This is a genomic window from Vibrio sp. M260121 (assembly GCF_036533715.1).
Classification (GTDB): Bacteria; Pseudomonadota; Gammaproteobacteria; order Enterobacterales; family Vibrionaceae; genus Vibrio.
On sequence record NZ_JATABF010000033.1, the window covers coordinates 48993 to 66828 of the forward strand.

The following is a 17836-nucleotide window of genomic DNA, read 5'->3' on the forward strand; positions in this document are numbered from 1 at the left end:
CCCGTTGAGAAATCAACGGGCTTTCTTCGTTTTGAATCTTGTAAAATACAGAGCTGCTTATTCCTTAGTGGTTTTCTCCCCCACTACATACTCTTCCCTTTCACCTTCTTCTAGATTTACTGACCAACTCCGCAGTTATAGCAATAGACGAAAAAATCCGCACATCAATCCGTTCTATGCAGACTCAAGACTTGTTATAACTAAGAGCAACATAACAATAAATCATGGAAGACAGACACAATGCCGATTCAATTTCATCAGCTCACTGCCAACGCAAACACCTCTACCCTTTCTATTGACGATTGGCGGATTGAAACCGGGGAATCTTGGGGCATATTCAGCTCTGAAGGCGATATAGGTTCAATGCTTGGTGACTTGTTGTGTAGTGAGATAAAACCTGAATCTGGTGAACTGAACATTGATGGTTACCGGATTGCTCAAGTATCTCTCTCCGAACAACAACGACTGTTGGAACTAGAGATAGAAAAAGACGACACAGACTTTCTCGACCGTATTGACCAAGGCAGTTCCGTTTATCGCTTGATTTATGAAGCTTGTAAAGATGAAGCCCTCACGCAAACTCTGATTGAAGACCTCGACTTATCGCATCTAGCAGAAAGCGGATTCAGAGTGCTATCAACGGGTGAAACACGACGAGTCATGCTTGCAAGAGCACTCGCGGTAAAACCTGATCTGGTATTGTTAGACAACCCCTTTACCGGTTTAGATGTCGCGCACCGTGCGTCATTAGCAACGTATCTCCAGACACTCTCTCAATCGGTGCAAATGCTGATTACCTTCTCCCGTGAATCCGACATGCCCGACTGGATAGAACGTATTGCGCTGTTCAATGGTGGCAAGCTCGATAGCACCATGGACAGACAGAGCTGGGATCAGCACCCTATCATTGCACAGATAAAAGCGCAGTCAGAAAAACAAAGCGAGGAGATGATGGCGCTGATTCGTCAGCATCAGCACTCGACGCATTTCGACAACCCTATCTTTGAGTTAAAGAACGGTAAGGTGGAATACACTGAGAAAACCATTTTCACCGATTTGAGTTGGCGTATCGATAAAGGTCAACACTGGCAAGTTAAAGGCCCAAATGGCTGCGGGAAAAGCACATTACTAGGCCTTATCTTTGGTGATCATCCCCAATGTTACAGCAACGACATCCACATCTTTGGTAAAAAGCGTGGCAGTGGCGAGACCATTTGGGAAATTAAGCAGCACATTGGCATGGTATCTTCGGCGTTACATCTCCAGTACCGCGTGAACTGCAGTGCATTAGAAGTGATTCTGTCGGGCTTTTATGACTCCATTGGACTGTATTCTCAACCAAGCAAAAAAGAAATCAACATCGCGAAAGAGTGGCTGACGATTCTCCATATGGCGCAACACGAGAAAACCTCCTTTAAGCGACTAGAGTATGGTCAACAACGTTTATTGCTGATTGCTAGAGCAATAGTGAAACAGCCTACTCTGCTGATTTTGGACGAGCCTTACCAAGGCTTAGATTACTTAGGTCGAGTTCTTGTGAAAAATACACTAGAGCTAATCGCGAAAGAAAATCTAAGCCAACTTCTCTACGTTTCCCATTATCAAGAAGATGGCTTAGACAGCATTCAAAACTATCTTGAGTTTAAGTTCGATCAAGCGTCTCAATGTTACAAGGGGCACATCGAATAAACGTCTACTCTCTATTGCCAACCACTTCGGCATAAGGGAGTGGCTTGGCATAGAAGTAACCTTGATGAATGTTCACCCCTAGCGCTTTTAAGTGGTCCGCTTGCTCTTTTGTCTCTACGCCTTCTGCAACCAACTCAACACTTAAATCGCCAGCCAGCCTGACTATGGCGTGTAATACAGACGAATTAACACTCTCAATCCCAATAGTGTCGACAAAGCACTTATCGATTTTCAAGTAATCGACCTTCATGTGCTGTAATACAGCTAAGGCGGTTTGCCCTGTACCAAAATCATCGATAAGCACTTGAATGCCGTGGACTCGCAGAGCAGCGATATGTTGAATGGCGTTACTGTCTATCAACTGCCTTTCGGTAATTTCAATCCCTAATTCGACGTTGTGTTGTTTTAAAGTACGATGAATGTTCTCAATTTTTCTTATCACATGGGAATCAGACAAATAACCAGGCGGTACGTTGACGCCCAAATGTATCGACTCTTCCAATTTAACTTTTGAGAAGTCTTCGCAGGCTTTATCCAACACAAAATCGGTTAGGCTTTCTACCAACCCACTCTCTTCTGCCACAGGTACAAATTCATCCGGTGAGATAAAACCTCTCAGTTTATGCGGCCATCGAACCAATGCCTCATAACCAAAGACTTTGCCTGTTTGAGCATCCACTTGAGGTTGATAGTAGAGCTTCAATTCACGCTTTCTGATTGCTTTTTTAAGCTCAGAGACCATGTTGCGCTGTGGATCGATAAAGCGACGGACGAGGAAAATGAGGAAATAGAAAACCAATAAAATAGGAATGGAAGACAGTAAGTATGAGAAGCGTTGTTGCTCGACGTAATAGTCACTGGCCTCAATTAACCCTTCATAATCGAAACTGGTGGAGTGGTTGAGCGCAACTTCGTTCTCACCATCTTTCGTCGAATTCATTGGTGCAGACTCATCGCCAACAAAAATTGCAGTCCGCTTAAGTCTCAGGTCATTACGGTAGCCTATCGTAGCACCAAAATAGTCTCGGTCGACAATCGTGACCGCTTGGTATTCTGGTTGAGCTTCACTCTTAGTGCTCAAGAACAAAACCTGATCTGGATAACCATTTACATGACCAAGTGACAAAGTCTCTGGGCGATACATTTGGATATAGTCATCCGCGGGACGGGATATCGCGCCGAGCTTTGATGAACAGATAATCTGATCGCCTTTTACAATCAGCATCTCATCGATGTTACGTTCGAACATCAAGTTTTGTTGTAACACTTCACAGCGCTCAGGACGCAGCAATGCTGTGCGATTCTCAGTTTCAATCTGATGAAAGATCTCATCTGCTACTTGGATGTTCTTATCGAGAATATGGTCAAGGTTTCGTTGAATACTTTGATGCGCTAAGTAGAGCACTTCTGCCGCAACTAACGGTATAGGCAGAAGAAAAATAATGGCTTTTTTCAAAAGCTCTTTCTTTATCATTTAAATATTGTCTCTTCTGAATAAAATTAGGTAGCGAAAGAGTAAGTAATGCCTTTATATCAACTACTTATTAAGACTCATTACTAAAAAGCACGACCACACCAATCCATTGATTGAGTATGGTTAACAAAACACAAAGCAGCAAACATAACAATGACTTATTGATATGTGGCTCATTTCAGAGACGGAGTGTATCAACTTTCCTTACCCAAGCGCGATCCGTTAAGAGAAATTCACACAAAATTTTCCTATAGACTCTCTATTTTCAGCACTGCTGCTCGTCTGGTTGTAGCGTTTTTCGTATTGCGTAAACGCGAATGGCCTCCTATCCCAAGACAGACGCGAACCTTTGGGCTGAGACAAACAAAATATTAATAGGCCACTTTCTCACTCTATGAGAATATCCATTTCTAATTATTTTCCTTTTCTCAGCTATTAAGAATTATAGTTGTTGCCTATCCATTATCACGTTACAACACGCTCATGATGACAAACAAAGCCAACGCTAACCAAGTCAATGAAAAGGCGCTGCAATTGCTAATGCAAGTCGCAGTTAGTCAATTCCCAGTCTCTGCGAAAACGCTCAGTGAACAACTGAATGTGCCTTTAAGTAGTCTTTACCGACACTTGAAGCTACTCAAAGAGTGGAACTTGATCGAAGAAAGCGTACACGACAAAACTTTTGTAGTTGGTCCTGCCGCCCTGCTGTTAATGCACAGCTATGAAACCGCTCAACACGGTTTGGATATGGTGGAGACCATTCTTGCTCGATTGGTTCAACAAACGGGTGAGATGGCGGCTTACATGGTGCCTTCTGGCTATCGTGCGCTTTGTGTCAGACAAAAAGAAAGTATGCAGGCGCTTCGATGCAGCTACGTCCAGGGTCAAAGTCAACCATTGCTTCGTGGCGCCTCATCTAAGGTGATGCTGGCTTTCATGCCTCAAAGCCGTTGCGAAAAAATCTTGCGTCACTTTGGGCAAGATCATCGCCTCAGCGAATGGGAACAAGAGCTTAGCACCATCCGTAAGAACGGATACGCTGTTAGTACATCAGAAATCGATCCTGGTGTATCTGGCATCAGTGCCCCAGTCATGAAAGGAAGTAAATTGATTGGTGCGGTCTCGGTGATGGCTCCGGCTCACCGAGTCGAGAAGGATAAGCAGCGTATCATTTTGCATGTGTTGCAGGCAGCGAGGGCGTTGCCGCCAGAAAGGTAATTCACCATGTTGAGCTTTTTCAAACGTTACAAACTTCATCGAGCGAATAAATCAATCCATCACTACCCTTTTTCTTTTATGACGGTATGTGAACATTTAGCCCCGATGAGTCATGGAACGTTTGAATTAGCTGATCAGAGTCTTGAGAATGCCAGTGACTGGCTTTACCAACAGCATGACCAAGGCTCTGCTGCAAACCTTGGTCACTTTTCTCATCATCAAATTGAAACCGGCGACTTTCAAGAAGCATTGAGCTTGTCTCTCTCACGTCACTCAGTACCCGTCGTTTTGTCAAATTGCACCGAGGCGATGTTATCCATGCTGCCTGTTGTGGTCAGCAACAATGACGAAGTTGGGATCATCCATATCGGTCACAAGATGAATCTTGACCCAACACTCGAACCACGCGTCGGTTCTGCATTCCATTTTGCCCTCTCGCGATACCAAAATGTCCGTTTGTTCTTTGCAGGCACAAGCGAACAAGACACAAAACAAGAAGCATGGGAATACGCAGAGGATCAAGGCTGTGACTGGGTAACAGACCGTGAGTTTACATTCCGTTTCCGAAGTCATTTGAAGCAGCAAGTCGGCAACTATCTTGATCACTGTGACCAAATCATAGTGTCGATTGATTTGGCCTCATTGCTCACTAAGAATCACCTTGATGGCACACCAGCACTAGATATTCAGATGGTGCTGCGTATGATTCGCTTGTGTTTAGTATCAGGAAAAGTAAAAGCGATTCAATTAGTCGGAGACCGAGATCGCCTTGTGTATTCCAAGCAAACTAAAGCGATTCTTGAAGAGTTGTACCAAATTGCCCCCTTGATTGACCACGCAGCTTAACTTGTTTTTAAACGGATAAAGCCACAGCCTTGTTGTGGCTTTGCCTTGAACACTCCAAATCACTCTTTTTACTTACTTTCTAACAAATTATTCCACCAAAAGTGTGACGCACTTCAGCCCAAGGTATTGAACTAAGATCACATTCAAGGTCTAATGCTTACATATGAACTTGGTACAACATACGAAATAAAAAACAACCATAGTTCAATAAGTAGGCGTGATAAAAAACATTCGCTAAATCATATTCTGTGAGTCCATTACTCACTTTCGCTTGGTGCCATTAAGTTCCACTAAATTTAGGACACTTGATGATGCGCTTTTTCAGCATTTTAAGTACAGCATTACTCTTCCCGGTTTATGGTCAAGCAACGACTTATGACATGGCAGATATTGCACAACTCAATCAAATCTGTAGTTCAGCAACTGGTTTTACCATTGAAGACGGCGGCAAGACTTATTCGTGTAACGGCAAGGTAGAATTACCTGTCGGGCATTCGATTATCTCGTCCCTATCTAATGCAAGAGTTACTCTAAAATCCCATGCAGGTATGACTTTTCAAGGCAGCAACCAAATTGGATCTGCGGATAAACCGATAGACCTTACTGTTCCAGCGGCTGCAATCAAAGTGTTAAACCAAGATGCCAACAGTATTGATGATTATCGCGCAAAGCACAGCATTATATTCGGTAACCTCAAAGCCTCATACCCTATGTCAATCAAAAACTTGCTGTTAGAAGGTAAGATTGATCTTACAGGCTCTGCTTTAACGGTTAACGGCCAATACAACTCCATTACCGGAGATATCGTCACTCATAGTACAACTAAGCTAACCAACACAAACGTATGCGGGAATGTCGAATCTAATGGCCACTTGTTCAAGATGGATACCTTGAATTCATTAACCAAACACTATGTTGTTGGGGATATTGTTGCTCACAGTACCTTAGAGCTAGATGGTGTTACGGCTTATGGCACGATTCAATCTAAAGGCGCTTCAGCCACGATCGGTGGGGCCGTTTATGATACGGAAACTTCAGTTAAGTACTTTCAAACACTTAACTTTATGGCTGATACCAAATTATGTGGTGACGTATTAAAACTACCAGCGGTACCAGGCTTTTCTCAGATTATTAACGGCTCACCTCAACGCTATTGTGGTATTGGGTTATCTAGTTGTGACTATGCTTCTGATGTGTGTCCTATCACCGCAGAAGACATCCCAATATGTAGCATGCTTCCACCAACCGATGATGACTTCGACCTTGTCGTCACACCAACAGAAGACATGGCGTTAATGTGTGGTGATGAGCTGCCTCAGTTTACTGTAACCACAACCAACAATGGTGAAGTCACCAGTGCTCAGGTGTTAGCTTCCCTCTCTCACCCAGATTTATTCACACTTGAGATGGTTGAAGGCAAGCAGAAGATTGATGCTTCTAACTTCATCTCAAAAGACGACGGTACGTTAGTCGTCAAAGTCGTACCTAACGATATCGACGCTATCTCGCTCGATGTAAACTACACCCTTAGCTTTACAATGGTCGATGACACAAACAAAATGCTGACTGTGCAGTTTATGTTTACGCCATATATGTTCGAAGCCTACGCAGATGACCTAAGTAGCCTTAAAGAAATTCACGTCATCGCAGGTAAATCGCAGACCGTGGACACGCGCTTGTTGGCTTGTGCAACTACCGGTGAGCAAGTCATTGCGGCCAATTATGATGGCAAACCGCAAATCACTCATCCTCTGATCAAACCCGCAGGTGGCAGCGAAGGAAACTTCAGTTACTCTGCAGAGTTCAAAGACGGCCTCTCTAGCCATGGCTTGATTACCAATGAATCAGGCTTGTTCTCCGTCAGGCTCTTCGATACTTTCGAATGTACAGGGTTTAAGGAGTGTCCAGATGAAGGTTCGGTAGAGGTTGAAGGAACATTTGATGTGAAGTCACGACCTTGGACGTTAGCCATCTGTGATGGTTCAACAGCACTGACCTCTGGTACTTCCGAAAGTGGACCTGGCTTTATTGCTGCTGGCGAACATTTCTCTCTCACAGTGAAACCGATCGTCTGGCAAAGTGGTGGCTCATTAAGTGGAGAAGTTAATACAGACAGCTACTGCAGTGCGGGGGTCACTCAAAACTTCATGTTGGAAGATGCGCCTGCAGCCAGTATCGTTTTAAGCAGTAAGCAAAAAACACCCACTGAGACCGCAGATCAATCCGAGAAGTTACTAGAAAGCACATTGTCACTTACTCGTAGTCATACCGAGAGCGAGAACTCTCAATACACCTTCTCCGACTTGTACTGGGAAGAAGTTGGTAGCTTGAAGATTAAAGCGAAATTAGACAGTCAATATTTAGATATGACAGTCAACACAGGCTATCGAAATGTTGGCCGCTTTTACGCTAAGTACTTCAAGGCGCGTGAAGCCAAATGGACATACCCAACAAAGCAAGACTTCATTTATATGAATCAGCCATTTGAGCGAGTGAGTTATGACGTGGTCGCACTTAATGCAAAGAAAGAAGATATTCAGAACTACGTGCATTTCAATGCCAGCCTTCGTGAACATTTTCATTTAGGTGAGCTAAGTAACTACGTTAATCGCTTTATTCCACCAGCTGCTAACTCAGTCGAATGGAACTTGGTTGGCGATGCTAGCGTTGGCACTTTCACTATCGAAAAAGATGCAGGTAATCCGAATTGCGACAATAGCCCTTGCTGGGAGAAAGATGAAACAGACGGAAAATACCCTGATGGTCCATTCAACAAAGACTCTAACTCTACCAAAAGTAAAATTGGTTTAGCGTTTGTTGAAGAGGTTGATGAGATAGAGTTCTTTGACGACCGCCATATATTAGCGCAGCAGCCAGATATCCGCTTTGGCCGACTCAACTTTAAAGACGTTGGTGGCAACCAAGGCATGACCATCAAAGTCCCGCTCGATGTAGAAGTATGGCAAGACGGTCGCTTCGTGACCCACTTTGAAGACAGCGCAACCACAGCAAATGGACAACATCATACACGCACGCCAATTTGGTCTAACTCTCCTGCTGATAACACCTTATTATCCGGTGAAGGAACCATGCTTGCCGGCAGAACGTATGACATTGTCGCGAGCCAAACCGACTCAGCACGAGAACAAGTTCGTTTTCATTTAGACTTGAGCAGCACAGGCAATAACTTACCTTGGCTCAAGTACAATTGGGATAAGAGTGACGCGGACGAAGATAACCCACCGACGGTAGTCACATTCGGAATTCATCGTGGGAATGACCGCATTATTTATCGTGGAGAGCCCAACTTCATTGGGATGAATTAAAAGCTTATCAACACAAACAAAAACGCCCCTCTCGTGAGGGGCGTTTTTATATTTTGTTTGTTACTTAGTTGAACGACGCGCTTTCAAGCGTTTAACCATGGCTAGGCGGCGCTCTGCAGAACCTTGGTCTGTTGCCGATTGGTTCGGGTTGTTACGGCGGCCTTGGCGGTTCTTGAATGCAGGCTTTGAGTTTAGCTTCTCAATGTAAGATTCACGCTGTTTTGGCTCGTAACCTGCCAGCTCGATACGACGGATGTGTTGTTGAATTAGATTTTCAACCTGCACTACCGTTAGTTCTTCTTCACGGTTAACAAAAGAAACGGCATGACCTTGTTTACCAGCACGGCCCGTACGACCAATACGGTGAACATAATCTTCTGCAAGGAATGGCATGTCGTAGTTCACTACGTGCGGTAGGTCTTCTATATCCAAGCCACGCGCCGCGACGTCTGTTGCCACCATCACGCGCACTTTGCCTGTTTTGAACTCTTCTAGAGCACGACGGCGAGCACTTTGAGCACGGTCACCGTGACAAACTACCGCTTTAATGCCATCCAGTTTCAGCTCTTTTACTACGTCGTTTGCGGTTTCTTTGTAGTTCACAAACACCAATACCTGCTTCCAGTTTTTACGACCAATAAGTTCAGAAAGCAGCTCTGTTTTACGTTCTTGATCAACTGGGTAAAGTACGTGAGCAACGGTTTGTGCTGTTGTGTTCGCACGCTCTACTTCGATACGCTTTGGCTTACGTAGAATATCTCTCGCTAGTACATTCAGTTGGGTAGAGGTTGTTGCCGAGAACATCATGATCTGTGGATCGGTGTCCACATCTAACATTATTTTACGAACGGCATTAATAAAGCCCATATCCAAGATTCGGTCAGCTTCATCAAATACAAGAAATTCGATGTTTGCTACTGAAACGTTACCTTGTTCAATGTGCTCTTCTAGACGCCCTGGTGTTGCAACCAAAATATCTACACCGCTCTCAAGAGCCGAAATCTGAGAAGACATTTTACGACCACCAAAGATCGCAGCAACAGAGAGATTCGTGTACTTAGTGTATGCTTTGATGTTATCTGCGATTTGTTCTGCTAATTCACGAGTCGGAGCCATAATAAGTGCGCGCGCTGTCTTACGAGAAGCATTACGCCCACTATCTAACAAACGTTGAATCATTGGCAAAGAGAAGGCTGCGGTTTTACCCGTACCTGTTTGTGCAGTAGCGAAAATATCATGACCTCGACGAGCCATTGGAATCGCCTTCTGTTGGATTGGCGTTAACTTCTCATAACCGCATTCTGCCAGTGCTTTAACCACTTCTGGCGCAAAACCTTGAGATGAAAATGACATTGAGCGTATTCCTTAAACAAACCACTAGATAGCTTTGAAAATTTAGCCGTGCACTATACCCGAATTCAAGTGATTTATCTCACTTTTTTATAGCAAAATAGCATTACCAAAAGCGAATTCATCATATCTAAAGCTCAGCACGAAGCGCTCTTGCGGTACAATTATTCCTGTATTGCTTAACAAACACTCCAACCTATGCTAAAAGGCAACTTAGCGCTCAGACGACACCTCATGTGAACTGTTAGCCTTTGAAAAACTCAGAATGAAGTCTATAGCAAAGGCGTTAAGGACCATAATGACGAATTAACCTCGCTGCGAGTTTAAACACTACGTGACACACATCTAATTTTTGAATTTATAATTAAAGAAACGTAACAATCCGTCGTTAAGTAATTAAGAAACATATGTTCATAAGACACAAAGTAGTGTCTTATGAAAATTTACAATAAATTCTACCTAAGATAGGGGCTTTTTATCTTGGTATTTATATGGAGTAACGTTGCTATTAGCAACAACCGACAACAATACAACTTAAAAAGTATTGTATTAAATTAAACCTAAAAATATAGGTATACGGGATCACTGCATATTGTAGTAACTCCCTAACTTTAACTTGCACAAAATAAAAACATAAGTGCAATTAAATATTAGGTATAATTATGAAATATTTAACTTTAGTAACACTACTACTCTCATCCTACACCTATGCTGTAACGGTTACCTTTACCGGTGTCGTTGGAGGGCTTCCCAAATTTGGGACCCCAACGCACTTTAAAGTTGAAGGAAGCAAGGTTTCATGGACAAATAGCTCAGGAGAAGAGTTAAGTTCAAAACATAGCGGAAGTAACCATATTTTCTATTTAGCAATAGATGATGATACTAATAAGAAAATCGTAACATTTTCGATATAAAATGGAAATCGGCTTCTCTTGGGAAGCCGATTTATTTTCATTTCAACTTTTAAACATAATTAAATCTCTATTTAATTATGCTTGTTTACCTTCACTGCCGTTGCTTTAATATAAATGAGATTAAGCGTTCTCACTCACAATAAGTTGAAACTCTACAATTTAGCCTTCTCCTAGTTATCACCTATAACAACACTTCATAAAAGTCAGATAAACTAACTTTTGCACTAAGTAACCTGAACTCGGGATAAAAATAGAAGTGAACTAAAAGCTGGCTCTGCGATCAGATCTTTCGACCAAGATAGAACAATCGCAAGAGAACCAGCTATGCATAAACTAGTAGAATTATTTTGCCATGTCGATGACTTTTGTAAGGCTTTTCTACCTCAATGGCAAAGGCTTCAACTTGAAAACGGTGAACGTAAGCGGAACCGCAAAGGACGCATGTCTGAAAGTGAAATAATGACCATCATTATTGCTTTTCATATGTCACAGCAACGTGACTTCAAGAACTTCTATCTTGGCATTATCCATCGATATCACAAGCGTGAATTTCCTACACTATTGAGTTACACACGTTTTCTTGAAGTAATGCCGTCTGCGCTCGTTCCTTTGAGCTCTTTCTTTACCCATGTGAAAGGAGAGCCTACAGGTATTGAGTTCATTGACTCTACTAGCATCAAAGTCTGCCATAACTTACGTATCCCAAGACACAAAGTGTTTAAAGGGACGGCTGCACGAGGGAAAGGAACAATGGGCTGGTTTTACGGCTTTAAACTGCACATCATCACGAATCACCTTGGTGATATTGTGGCTGCCAAACTCACATCTGCAAATACTGATGATAGGAAACCAGTGCGAGAGTTATCAAAGGGACTGCTCGACAAACTGTGTGCAGACAAAGGCTATATCAGCAAAGCGCTCACCGAAGATTTAAAAGAAGATGGTATTACGTTGATAACAACACACCGAAGGAACATGAAGCCAAAAGTCCTCGCCGCTTGGGATAGAGCGATGTTGTCCAAGCGGTTCATTATCGAGACAATAAATGACCAACTGAAGAACATATCCCAGTTTGAACATTCTCGTCATCGTAGCTTACACGGGTTCATGCTGAACCTGCTTGGCGGTCTAATAGCTTACTGTTTAAAACCAGAAAAGCCATCACTCAATATTACCAGTACTAAAAAGTCAGGATTAATGGCGATGTCTTAAACCGATCTCAGGTTAAGTAAAACACTAACTAGCTCAAGTCGTTCGTAAGCACTAGTCTCAGACCGCTTCTTTATTCATAAATTAGCATTTTATAAAATCTTTTTTCATAATGCCTACCACTTGATAAATATCAAACTAGTTGTGCATTTAAAGGCATACACTGCGCGCGTTTCAATCAACCCAATCAATCTAACTATAGAGAATAGAATCATGAAAAAATGCTTGTTGGCTCTCGCAATGGTTTCTTTAAATTCATACAGCGCAACAGCGACGATTGGCTGGTCTGGCGTCGTACCTTCGATCGCTCAAGTCCCCGCTAATATTACCGTCGAGAAAGAAACCGTACACTTTGATCTTTACAGAAAACATATCGAGTTATCAGTAACTAACCTGACAAAGGATCAAATCATCATCGATGAGGCGAACCTTCCTATGCTGGCCTTAGACCTATAATCCGCTTGCCAAGGAGTGGCTGCCTATCTTCTTTTTCGTCACTTTAATTCTCATCCATAATCTCACCAAATTTGATCATCTCCGTAGTCCGGCCGTCTTACATACTGATAGTAAAGAACCGTGATGTCTCATCACTTCAGTCAATAATTAGCATTAAAGAACTTTTTTGATTGGTCGCTATAAAGATGTCACATAAACAAGGAAGGTTATCATGACAAAGAAAATATTATCGTTAATGCTAATCACCCTCTCATTCAACGTGAATGCAGCAGGCGCTTTGATGAACTGGTCAGGACAAGTGAAATCGGTTGCTACATCCCCTACTAACGTCGAAGTTAAATCTGGTTATGTTGATTATGACCTCGACCAAAGTCATGTCCGAGAGAACTTGCAACTAAATAATCCAAAATCAATGGAGAAAGATCAGTTGATCGTCTTCGAATCAATGGTACCGATGTTATCTCTGGCACTTTAAACATGAGCACAGAGTCTGTGCCGTACACCGAAGGCGTATAAATCTTTCCCATTCTTCATACGCCTTCGCCTTCTCATTCTTGCTTCAAATAAAGAAGTATTGATTTTTGCCTGCTTTCTTCGCCTCGTACATTGCCATGTCGGCCTGATGCATTAACTCTTCTAGAGTGCAATCTTGCCCTTTTGTGTAACAGCCGCCAATCGTGGTTGTCACTTGATGGAAGGTATCAGGTAACACTTCAATTGGGTCTTGAATCAATTGAATCAAAGACGCCGCATAGTGCTCAGGGTTTTGCATATGTTCTTGAGAGCTCAACAAGATGGCGAACTCATCACCACCCAAGCGTGCTAGTAACGCTTTACTTCCAAATATACGATTCATGACAGATGCAACATGCTCCAAGGTTTTATCCCCCGCGGCATGCCCATACTCATCATTGATGAACTTGAAGCCATCAAGGTCAAGATAGACCAAACAAACCTTCCTCCCGTTTTTAACACTCTGCGATATGGTTTCTGTCGCACCAGTTTGAAACGCTGCTCGGTTCAAAAGCCCCGTTAGACTGTCATGATGAGCCAAATGATGAATGCGTTGGTTGTCTACAAATGCACGAAGCTGAAAACGCGCAATAAAGTAAGCCAGAATAATGCTCATGACCACGCCAACTTGCATTAGCCATTTGCGCTCATATTGTGAACTGGCGATTTCTTTCCTTTCACTGAAATCGACGTAAGAAACCAACTTCCATGCCGTCGAACTGTTCTCGCTGACGTGATAATCCTGAAAGCAGTATGGATTTATGCGGTCTACGGCACCAAAAGACTCAATCGTCATAATACCTTTATCAGTTTCAATCTGCCCTGACAGCGTATTACGAATTTGTTCCGCCAAATCTGGAAACCTATTGTAGATCGTCTCATCACTTCGATGATCGTACATAAACGCAAATTCAGTATCGCGATGTTCTTTGTTAAACAAGAAGTAGCCGTCTTTATTGAGCAACATGTAGTTGGTGCCCATATCAAGATTAAACAGCGCCATACCTTCCATAAGGTACTTCGCAAGATAGTTAACCATAACGATCCCGCGCTTTTTTCCCTCCTCATCGAAAACAGGTGTGGCTAGACGAATCATTGGCTTAAGCGGTACTTCAATCTGACCATGCTCGACGTTCAGATCTAAAGGCGATACATAGATTTTTCGACAACCTAATTGCAACGCTTTATTGAAGTAATAACGGTGACGTTTATTTTGTAGCTGCTCTTCGGGTACAACCTGAGAATGTCCGTCATTAAAGTTGATACGAACCACTTCATTGCCTTCCAAGTCTAAGTAACGAAGTTGCTCATACACTTCTTTTCTTTGACTAACGGCCTCCAAGATAGTGCTCAGTCGCGCCAGTTCTGCTTCCCTTTTAGCTTCAGGAAGCAGCTCAACCATATCGTACACTTGCCTTGCCTCCATAATATCGGAGAGCAAAGCGGTTTCTCTTACAACAGAGCCCATCACCCACTCAATGTATTGTTTCTTACCCTCTAGAAGCGCTTTTTGTTGAACACGAATATTGCTCTTCTCTGCTTCTTCTGACGCGGACTTGTCGTAATGGATAATGGCACCAAATACGGTGACGAGCAGAAAGAAAATCGCGACAAAACGCAAACAAAAGAACTTCAATTCAGAGAAAGTAAAGGCAGGATTCAAGTGGTCTCCGGTTTCTTGTTGTATGAGAAAAGCCGGCGATTATAGTGATACAAATCACATATATATAGATTTGACACGATGATAGTTTTCTATCGTCTCAACAATGAAAATTTATAGAAAAAGACCCAAGCATCTGCTCGGGCCTTGTTTGAAATTCATTCGTGCTTATTCAGCAATGCCACAAAGTTTGAGTAGGATCGCTTCCAACTGATCCCAAGGCATCAATTGTGAGTCAATCACTTCGATGCGAGACTCAAAACCTTCTAAACTCATCTGATTTACAGATACGATGCCATTCGCAACATTGAATGCGTAGCAGCCTTGGTCAGTATTCATTACGGCTTTGATACGCTCTGCCGTAAGATCAGACAACATTGAGAACAGTTGGTCGAAGTTGAAGGTGTACTCTGCGCCGAACAACCAACCACAGCTAAAGTAACCCTGCCCTTTGTTCTCTTTACGGATAAAGGCTTCACCAGGAGGCAATTGGAATTGTGGCTCTTGATGCGCATGGTCGTGATGATGAGCTTCAATGTGGGAAGATGCACTGCCGTGTACGCGTTCGATATCCAAAACTTCAATTGGTAGGTCACCATCATGAATCAGTTTGCTGAACACTTTAGAAGGCGTTTGATCCGTTACCCAATCGTTGAACACATCAATGTCATGGCTGGTACACAGGTCAACCTTGCTACCGATAACCACATCAGCGCTGTCTAATTGATCAACAAAGTTCTTGTTTGAAAGATACTTTTCGTCACTTAGGTTACGTGGATCCACCAGCGCGATCGTTGCTTTAAGATCAACGTAAGGCAGGTACTGTTCAGACGTTAATGTCGCAACCACTTGCTTTGGATGCCCTAACCCCGTTGGCTCGATAAGAAGGCGATCTGGCTTTTGACGTAACAAAGCCGTGATACCAACAGACATAGGAACGCCCGCTGTACAGCACATGCAACCACCCGGAACTTCTTTAATCATCGCTCCTTGGTCAGTCATCATCGCACCATCGATACCTATCTCACCAAACTCATTCACTAATACAGCCCAGTTTTCGTTTTCTGGTTTGTTTTTCAGTAAGTTCAGAATAGTTGTGGTTTTACCGACGCCCAGAAATCCCGTCAGTATGTTGGTAGGTACTCGATGTGACATGCTTTTCTCCGACAAGCTTGTGCTTTAAATGCTTTGCCAAAGTATACGGAGAATGTGACATGCTTCAACGCTTTTTATCGCGAGGGTCTAAGCCTTTATGCAGTGCTTTCGCTTTGGTTTGTTGTGATTGCTGGTAATAACCGAATGCATCCGCATTTTTAACACCAGAGAGGTGCATGCTGGTATGAATCACGCAGGTAAAGAATGCGACAATCGCAACGAGGATAGGAAGTAGTCCGAGGGTGTTTTCGAATTTTAGAGCGGCAATAGCCAAAGCGAAAACAACCGCAGAGGAAAGGGCAATGATCTTACTTCTATTGCTTTTCATGATAGTTCGCCTTTTTTATTGAACGAGAGTTCAAAGTGAATACATGTGACTTTTCACTTTATAACTCGATGCTACTCCTTTCATAACACACAAAATTTGAGCGACTTAACAGATACAAAAACACCGAGCTTGAGGGTACTCGGTGTTCGTCTAAAGGTTTGAAGTTGCTTGTGTATCAACAAATTTGGCCAGCGGTGACTGCGATGTCAGATTCGTTGTCAATCGCAGCTTGAGCTAATAGCGCTACCCCTTCAACAATAACATCCAACGACATGGTTGGCTGGTTGCCTGAAGCATCTTGTTCTGGCAAAAGAGGAATATGCACAAAGCCATGACGTACTGATTTATCACGCAAGTAATGCTGGATACCATAAAACAGGTGATTGCATACAAACGTCCCTGCCGTATTTGATACTTGGCATGGAATGCTCGCGTTCTGTAAAGCGTTTGCCATCGCCTTGATGGGCAGCGTTGTAAAGTAAGCGTCTGGACCATCTTGAACCACTGGCTCATCGATTGGTTGATGACCGCCATTATCAGGAATACGGAAGTCGTCTACATTGATTGCCACTCGTTCTGGTGTAATCGCAGCTCGTCCCGCAGCCTGCCCTACTGTGATGACAATGTCTGGTTGGTATTGCTCGATAGCCTTAACCACGGTGTCAATGGATTCATAACGGGTTACTGGCACTTGGCAAATCACCACTTCACCACCGTTGAGCTTTTTGCCTTCTAATCGTTTTACCGCTTCTAATGCAGGGTTGACTGACTCGCCACCAAATGGTTCAAAACCGGTGATTAACACTTTCTTCATCAATGTGACTCTTTGTAATTATCGTTCGACTTATGATTGGAATTCGAATTTACAACAATTTAGCGTGATAACGCCAAGCATTATTGTATGCAAATCCTTCCTTGGTTTCTGCAAGCAACTTAGGTAGAGTACGCGACCATTGAATATCGACAATTCGAAGAGATTGAAGACGATGAACATTGATAATCACGTAATCGAAACATTGGAAGAGCTAGAAGCTTTCCTACACCTAATTGAAAGTGGCGCACTGGGTCTTGAAGGCGTAACAGGTGTCGCATTGGCTACAACCAACACCGATGGCCGCCCTTTCGTCGCTGTATTAGGTGACCAACACCAACTCATTATGGGTCGCTGGGTTTCTCAGCACGTTTACGACAACGGTAAAGACATCGTTCGTAACGGCCCACAACGCAAACATTAATTCGCGTTTCTGACCTGTCCTGATATGGGTTGACATTTTTAGTTAAAAAGCTCGCTCAAATAGCGAGCTTTTTTTATGCCATTTGTAAGTGTATTAAGCGCATTCCTACAACGCTCGCCTGCTTTATAAGCTATTGTTCAAAAATAAAAAATAAGCTTGTCAGCATGGTATCGAGTCGTGACATTTTGCTGACAAAACCATACTAGAAACTCCTAGAATTTATCTCGGAGGCGATGCTAATTTTCGTTTCCGGACACCATCGCAGAGCAGTTATCCTAGTTGCTCTGTTTGCCCCGTTTAGCCCGCTTGACAGCCTTGGACTAAACGGGGCTTTTTTTATGCCATTTGTAAGTGTATTAAGCGCATTCCTACAACGCTCGCCTGCTTTATAAGCTATTGTTCAAAAATAAAAAATAAGCTTGTCAGCATGGTATCGAGTCGTGACATTTTGCTGACAAAACCA

The 17836-nt window shown here is 43.1% G+C and carries 15 protein-coding genes; 9 read left to right on the plus strand and 6 right to left on the minus strand.

Features of this window, described 5'->3' with window-relative positions; all coding sequences use genetic code 11:
- Positions 1-240 precede the first annotated feature (240 nt).
- On the plus strand, positions 241-1689 hold the full coding sequence (gene modF / locus QTO06_RS17165; protein ID WP_331409070.1) for a molybdate ABC transporter ATP-binding protein ModF: 1449 nt from the start codon (positions 241-243) through the stop codon (positions 1687-1689).
- Positions 1690-1693: 4 nt separating this feature from the next.
- Here modF and QTO06_RS17170 read toward each other — a convergent pair whose 3' ends face one another.
- Positions 1694-3163, minus strand: coding sequence for an EAL domain-containing protein (locus QTO06_RS17170; RefSeq protein ID WP_331409072.1), 1470 nt, complete (start codon positions 3161-3163; stop codon positions 1694-1696).
- Between the two features lie 483 nt (positions 3164-3646).
- On the opposite strand from QTO06_RS17170, the gene QTO06_RS17175 reads away from it, so the two are divergent.
- The 3 genes from QTO06_RS17175 (at position 3647) to QTO06_RS17185 (ending at position 8553) form a co-directional block, all read left to right on the plus strand.
- A complete protein-coding gene (locus QTO06_RS17175; protein ID WP_331409074.1) occupies positions 3647-4381 on the plus strand; it encodes an IclR family transcriptional regulator in 735 nt (244 codons plus the stop codon).
- Positions 4382-4387: 6 nt separating this feature from the next.
- The gene (locus QTO06_RS17180) at positions 4388-5227 is read left to right on the plus strand and encodes an arginase (protein WP_331409077.1); all 840 of its coding nucleotides are present in this window, start codon (positions 4388-4390) and stop codon (positions 5225-5227) included.
- 308 nt (positions 5228-5535) lie between these two features.
- The gene (locus tag QTO06_RS17185) at positions 5536-8553 is read left to right on the plus strand and encodes a DUF6701 domain-containing protein (RefSeq protein ID WP_331409079.1); all 3018 of its coding nucleotides are present in this window, start codon (positions 5536-5538) and stop codon (positions 8551-8553) included.
- A 60-nt stretch (positions 8554-8613) separates the two neighbouring features.
- Here the strand turns inward: QTO06_RS17185 and QTO06_RS17190 are convergent, their stop codons facing one another.
- On the minus strand, positions 8614-9906 hold the full coding sequence (locus QTO06_RS17190; RefSeq protein WP_039988134.1) for a DEAD/DEAH box helicase: 1293 nt from the start codon (positions 9904-9906) through the stop codon (positions 8614-8616).
- A 659-nt stretch (positions 9907-10565) separates the two neighbouring features.
- Here QTO06_RS17190 and QTO06_RS17195 point away from each other — a divergent pair.
- The 4 genes from QTO06_RS17195 to QTO06_RS17210 all read left to right on the plus strand — a co-directional run bounded on the left by QTO06_RS17195 (position 10566) and on the right by QTO06_RS17210 (position 12957).
- Positions 10566-10817 (plus strand): hypothetical protein, encoded by a 252-nt coding sequence (locus QTO06_RS17195; RefSeq protein ID WP_331409081.1) that lies wholly within the window; start codon positions 10566-10568, stop codon positions 10815-10817.
- Positions 10818-11141: 324 nt separating this feature from the next.
- Positions 11142-12029, plus strand: a complete 888-nt coding sequence (locus tag QTO06_RS17200) for an IS982 family transposase (RefSeq protein WP_331409083.1) — start codon at positions 11142-11144, stop codon at positions 12027-12029.
- 210 nt (positions 12030-12239) lie between these two features.
- Positions 12240-12482 (plus strand): hypothetical protein, encoded by a 243-nt coding sequence (locus QTO06_RS17205; protein ID WP_331409085.1) that lies wholly within the window; start codon positions 12240-12242, stop codon positions 12480-12482.
- Positions 12483-12693: 211 nt separating this feature from the next.
- Positions 12694-12957 carry a hypothetical protein gene (locus QTO06_RS17210; protein ID WP_331409087.1) on the plus strand — a complete coding sequence of 88 codons (264 nt, stop codon included), beginning with the start codon at positions 12694-12696 and terminating at the stop codon, positions 12955-12957.
- An 84-nt stretch (positions 12958-13041) separates the two neighbouring features.
- On the opposite strand, the gene QTO06_RS17215 is transcribed toward QTO06_RS17210, so the two are convergent.
- From QTO06_RS17215 to pcp, 4 genes are all read right to left on the minus strand, one after another.
- Entirely contained in the window at positions 13042-14658 is a 1617-nt protein-coding gene (locus tag QTO06_RS17215; RefSeq protein WP_331409088.1) for a sensor domain-containing diguanylate cyclase, read from the minus strand.
- A 165-nt stretch (positions 14659-14823) separates the two neighbouring features.
- A complete protein-coding gene (locus QTO06_RS17220; RefSeq protein ID WP_038897120.1) occupies positions 14824-15810 on the minus strand; it encodes a CobW family GTP-binding protein in 987 nt (328 codons plus the stop codon).
- Between the two features lie 64 nt (positions 15811-15874).
- Positions 15875-16138 carry a hypothetical protein gene (locus QTO06_RS17225; RefSeq protein WP_009704690.1) on the minus strand — a complete coding sequence of 88 codons (264 nt, stop codon included), beginning with the start codon at positions 16136-16138 and terminating at the stop codon, positions 15875-15877.
- 175 nt (positions 16139-16313) lie between these two features.
- A complete protein-coding gene (pcp, locus tag QTO06_RS17230; RefSeq protein ID WP_331409089.1) occupies positions 16314-16952 on the minus strand; it encodes a pyroglutamyl-peptidase I in 639 nt (212 codons plus the stop codon).
- 172 nt (positions 16953-17124) lie between these two features.
- Here pcp and QTO06_RS17235 point away from each other — a divergent pair, with 172 nt between their 5' ends.
- Positions 17125-17373, plus strand: coding sequence for a hypothetical protein (locus tag QTO06_RS17235; RefSeq protein WP_005442576.1), 249 nt, complete (start codon positions 17125-17127; stop codon positions 17371-17373).
- The last annotated feature ends 463 nt before the right edge of the window (positions 17374-17836 follow it).

What these genes read in the sequence shown, in the direction of transcription:
- pcp (WP_331409089.1), bottom strand. Translation starts at nt 16,952, where the DNA reads ATGAAGAAAGTGTTAATCACCGGTTTTGAACCATTTGGTGGCGAGTCA.
- QTO06_RS17200 (WP_331409083.1), top strand. Translation starts at nt 11,142, where the DNA reads ATGCATAAACTAGTAGAATTATTTTGCCATGTCGATGACTTTTGTAAG.
- modF (WP_331409070.1), top strand. Translation starts at nt 241, where the DNA reads ATGCCGATTCAATTTCATCAGCTCACTGCCAACGCAAACACCTCTACC.
- QTO06_RS17180 (WP_331409077.1), top strand. Translation starts at nt 4,388, where the DNA reads ATGTTGAGCTTTTTCAAACGTTACAAACTTCATCGAGCGAATAAATCA.
- QTO06_RS17185 (WP_331409079.1), top strand. Translation starts at nt 5,536, where the DNA reads ATGATGCGCTTTTTCAGCATTTTAAGTACAGCATTACTCTTCCCGGTT.
- QTO06_RS17225 (WP_009704690.1), bottom strand. Translation starts at nt 16,138, where the DNA reads ATGAAAAGCAATAGAAGTAAGATCATTGCCCTTTCCTCTGCGGTTGTT.
- QTO06_RS17175 (WP_331409074.1), top strand. Translation starts at nt 3,647, where the DNA reads ATGATGACAAACAAAGCCAACGCTAACCAAGTCAATGAAAAGGCGCTG.
- QTO06_RS17170 (WP_331409072.1), bottom strand. Translation starts at nt 3,163, where the DNA reads ATGATAAAGAAAGAGCTTTTGAAAAAAGCCATTATTTTTCTTCTGCCT.
- QTO06_RS17210 (WP_331409087.1), top strand. Translation starts at nt 12,694, where the DNA reads ATGACAAAGAAAATATTATCGTTAATGCTAATCACCCTCTCATTCAAC.
- QTO06_RS17220 (WP_038897120.1), bottom strand. Translation starts at nt 15,810, where the DNA reads ATGTCACATCGAGTACCTACCAACATACTGACGGGATTTCTGGGCGTC.
- QTO06_RS17195 (WP_331409081.1), top strand. Translation starts at nt 10,566, where the DNA reads ATGAAATATTTAACTTTAGTAACACTACTACTCTCATCCTACACCTAT.
- QTO06_RS17205 (WP_331409085.1), top strand. Translation starts at nt 12,240, where the DNA reads ATGAAAAAATGCTTGTTGGCTCTCGCAATGGTTTCTTTAAATTCATAC.
- QTO06_RS17190 (WP_039988134.1), bottom strand. Translation starts at nt 9,906, where the DNA reads ATGTCATTTTCATCTCAAGGTTTTGCGCCAGAAGTGGTTAAAGCACTG.
- QTO06_RS17235 (WP_005442576.1), top strand. Translation starts at nt 17,125, where the DNA reads ATGAACATTGATAATCACGTAATCGAAACATTGGAAGAGCTAGAAGCT.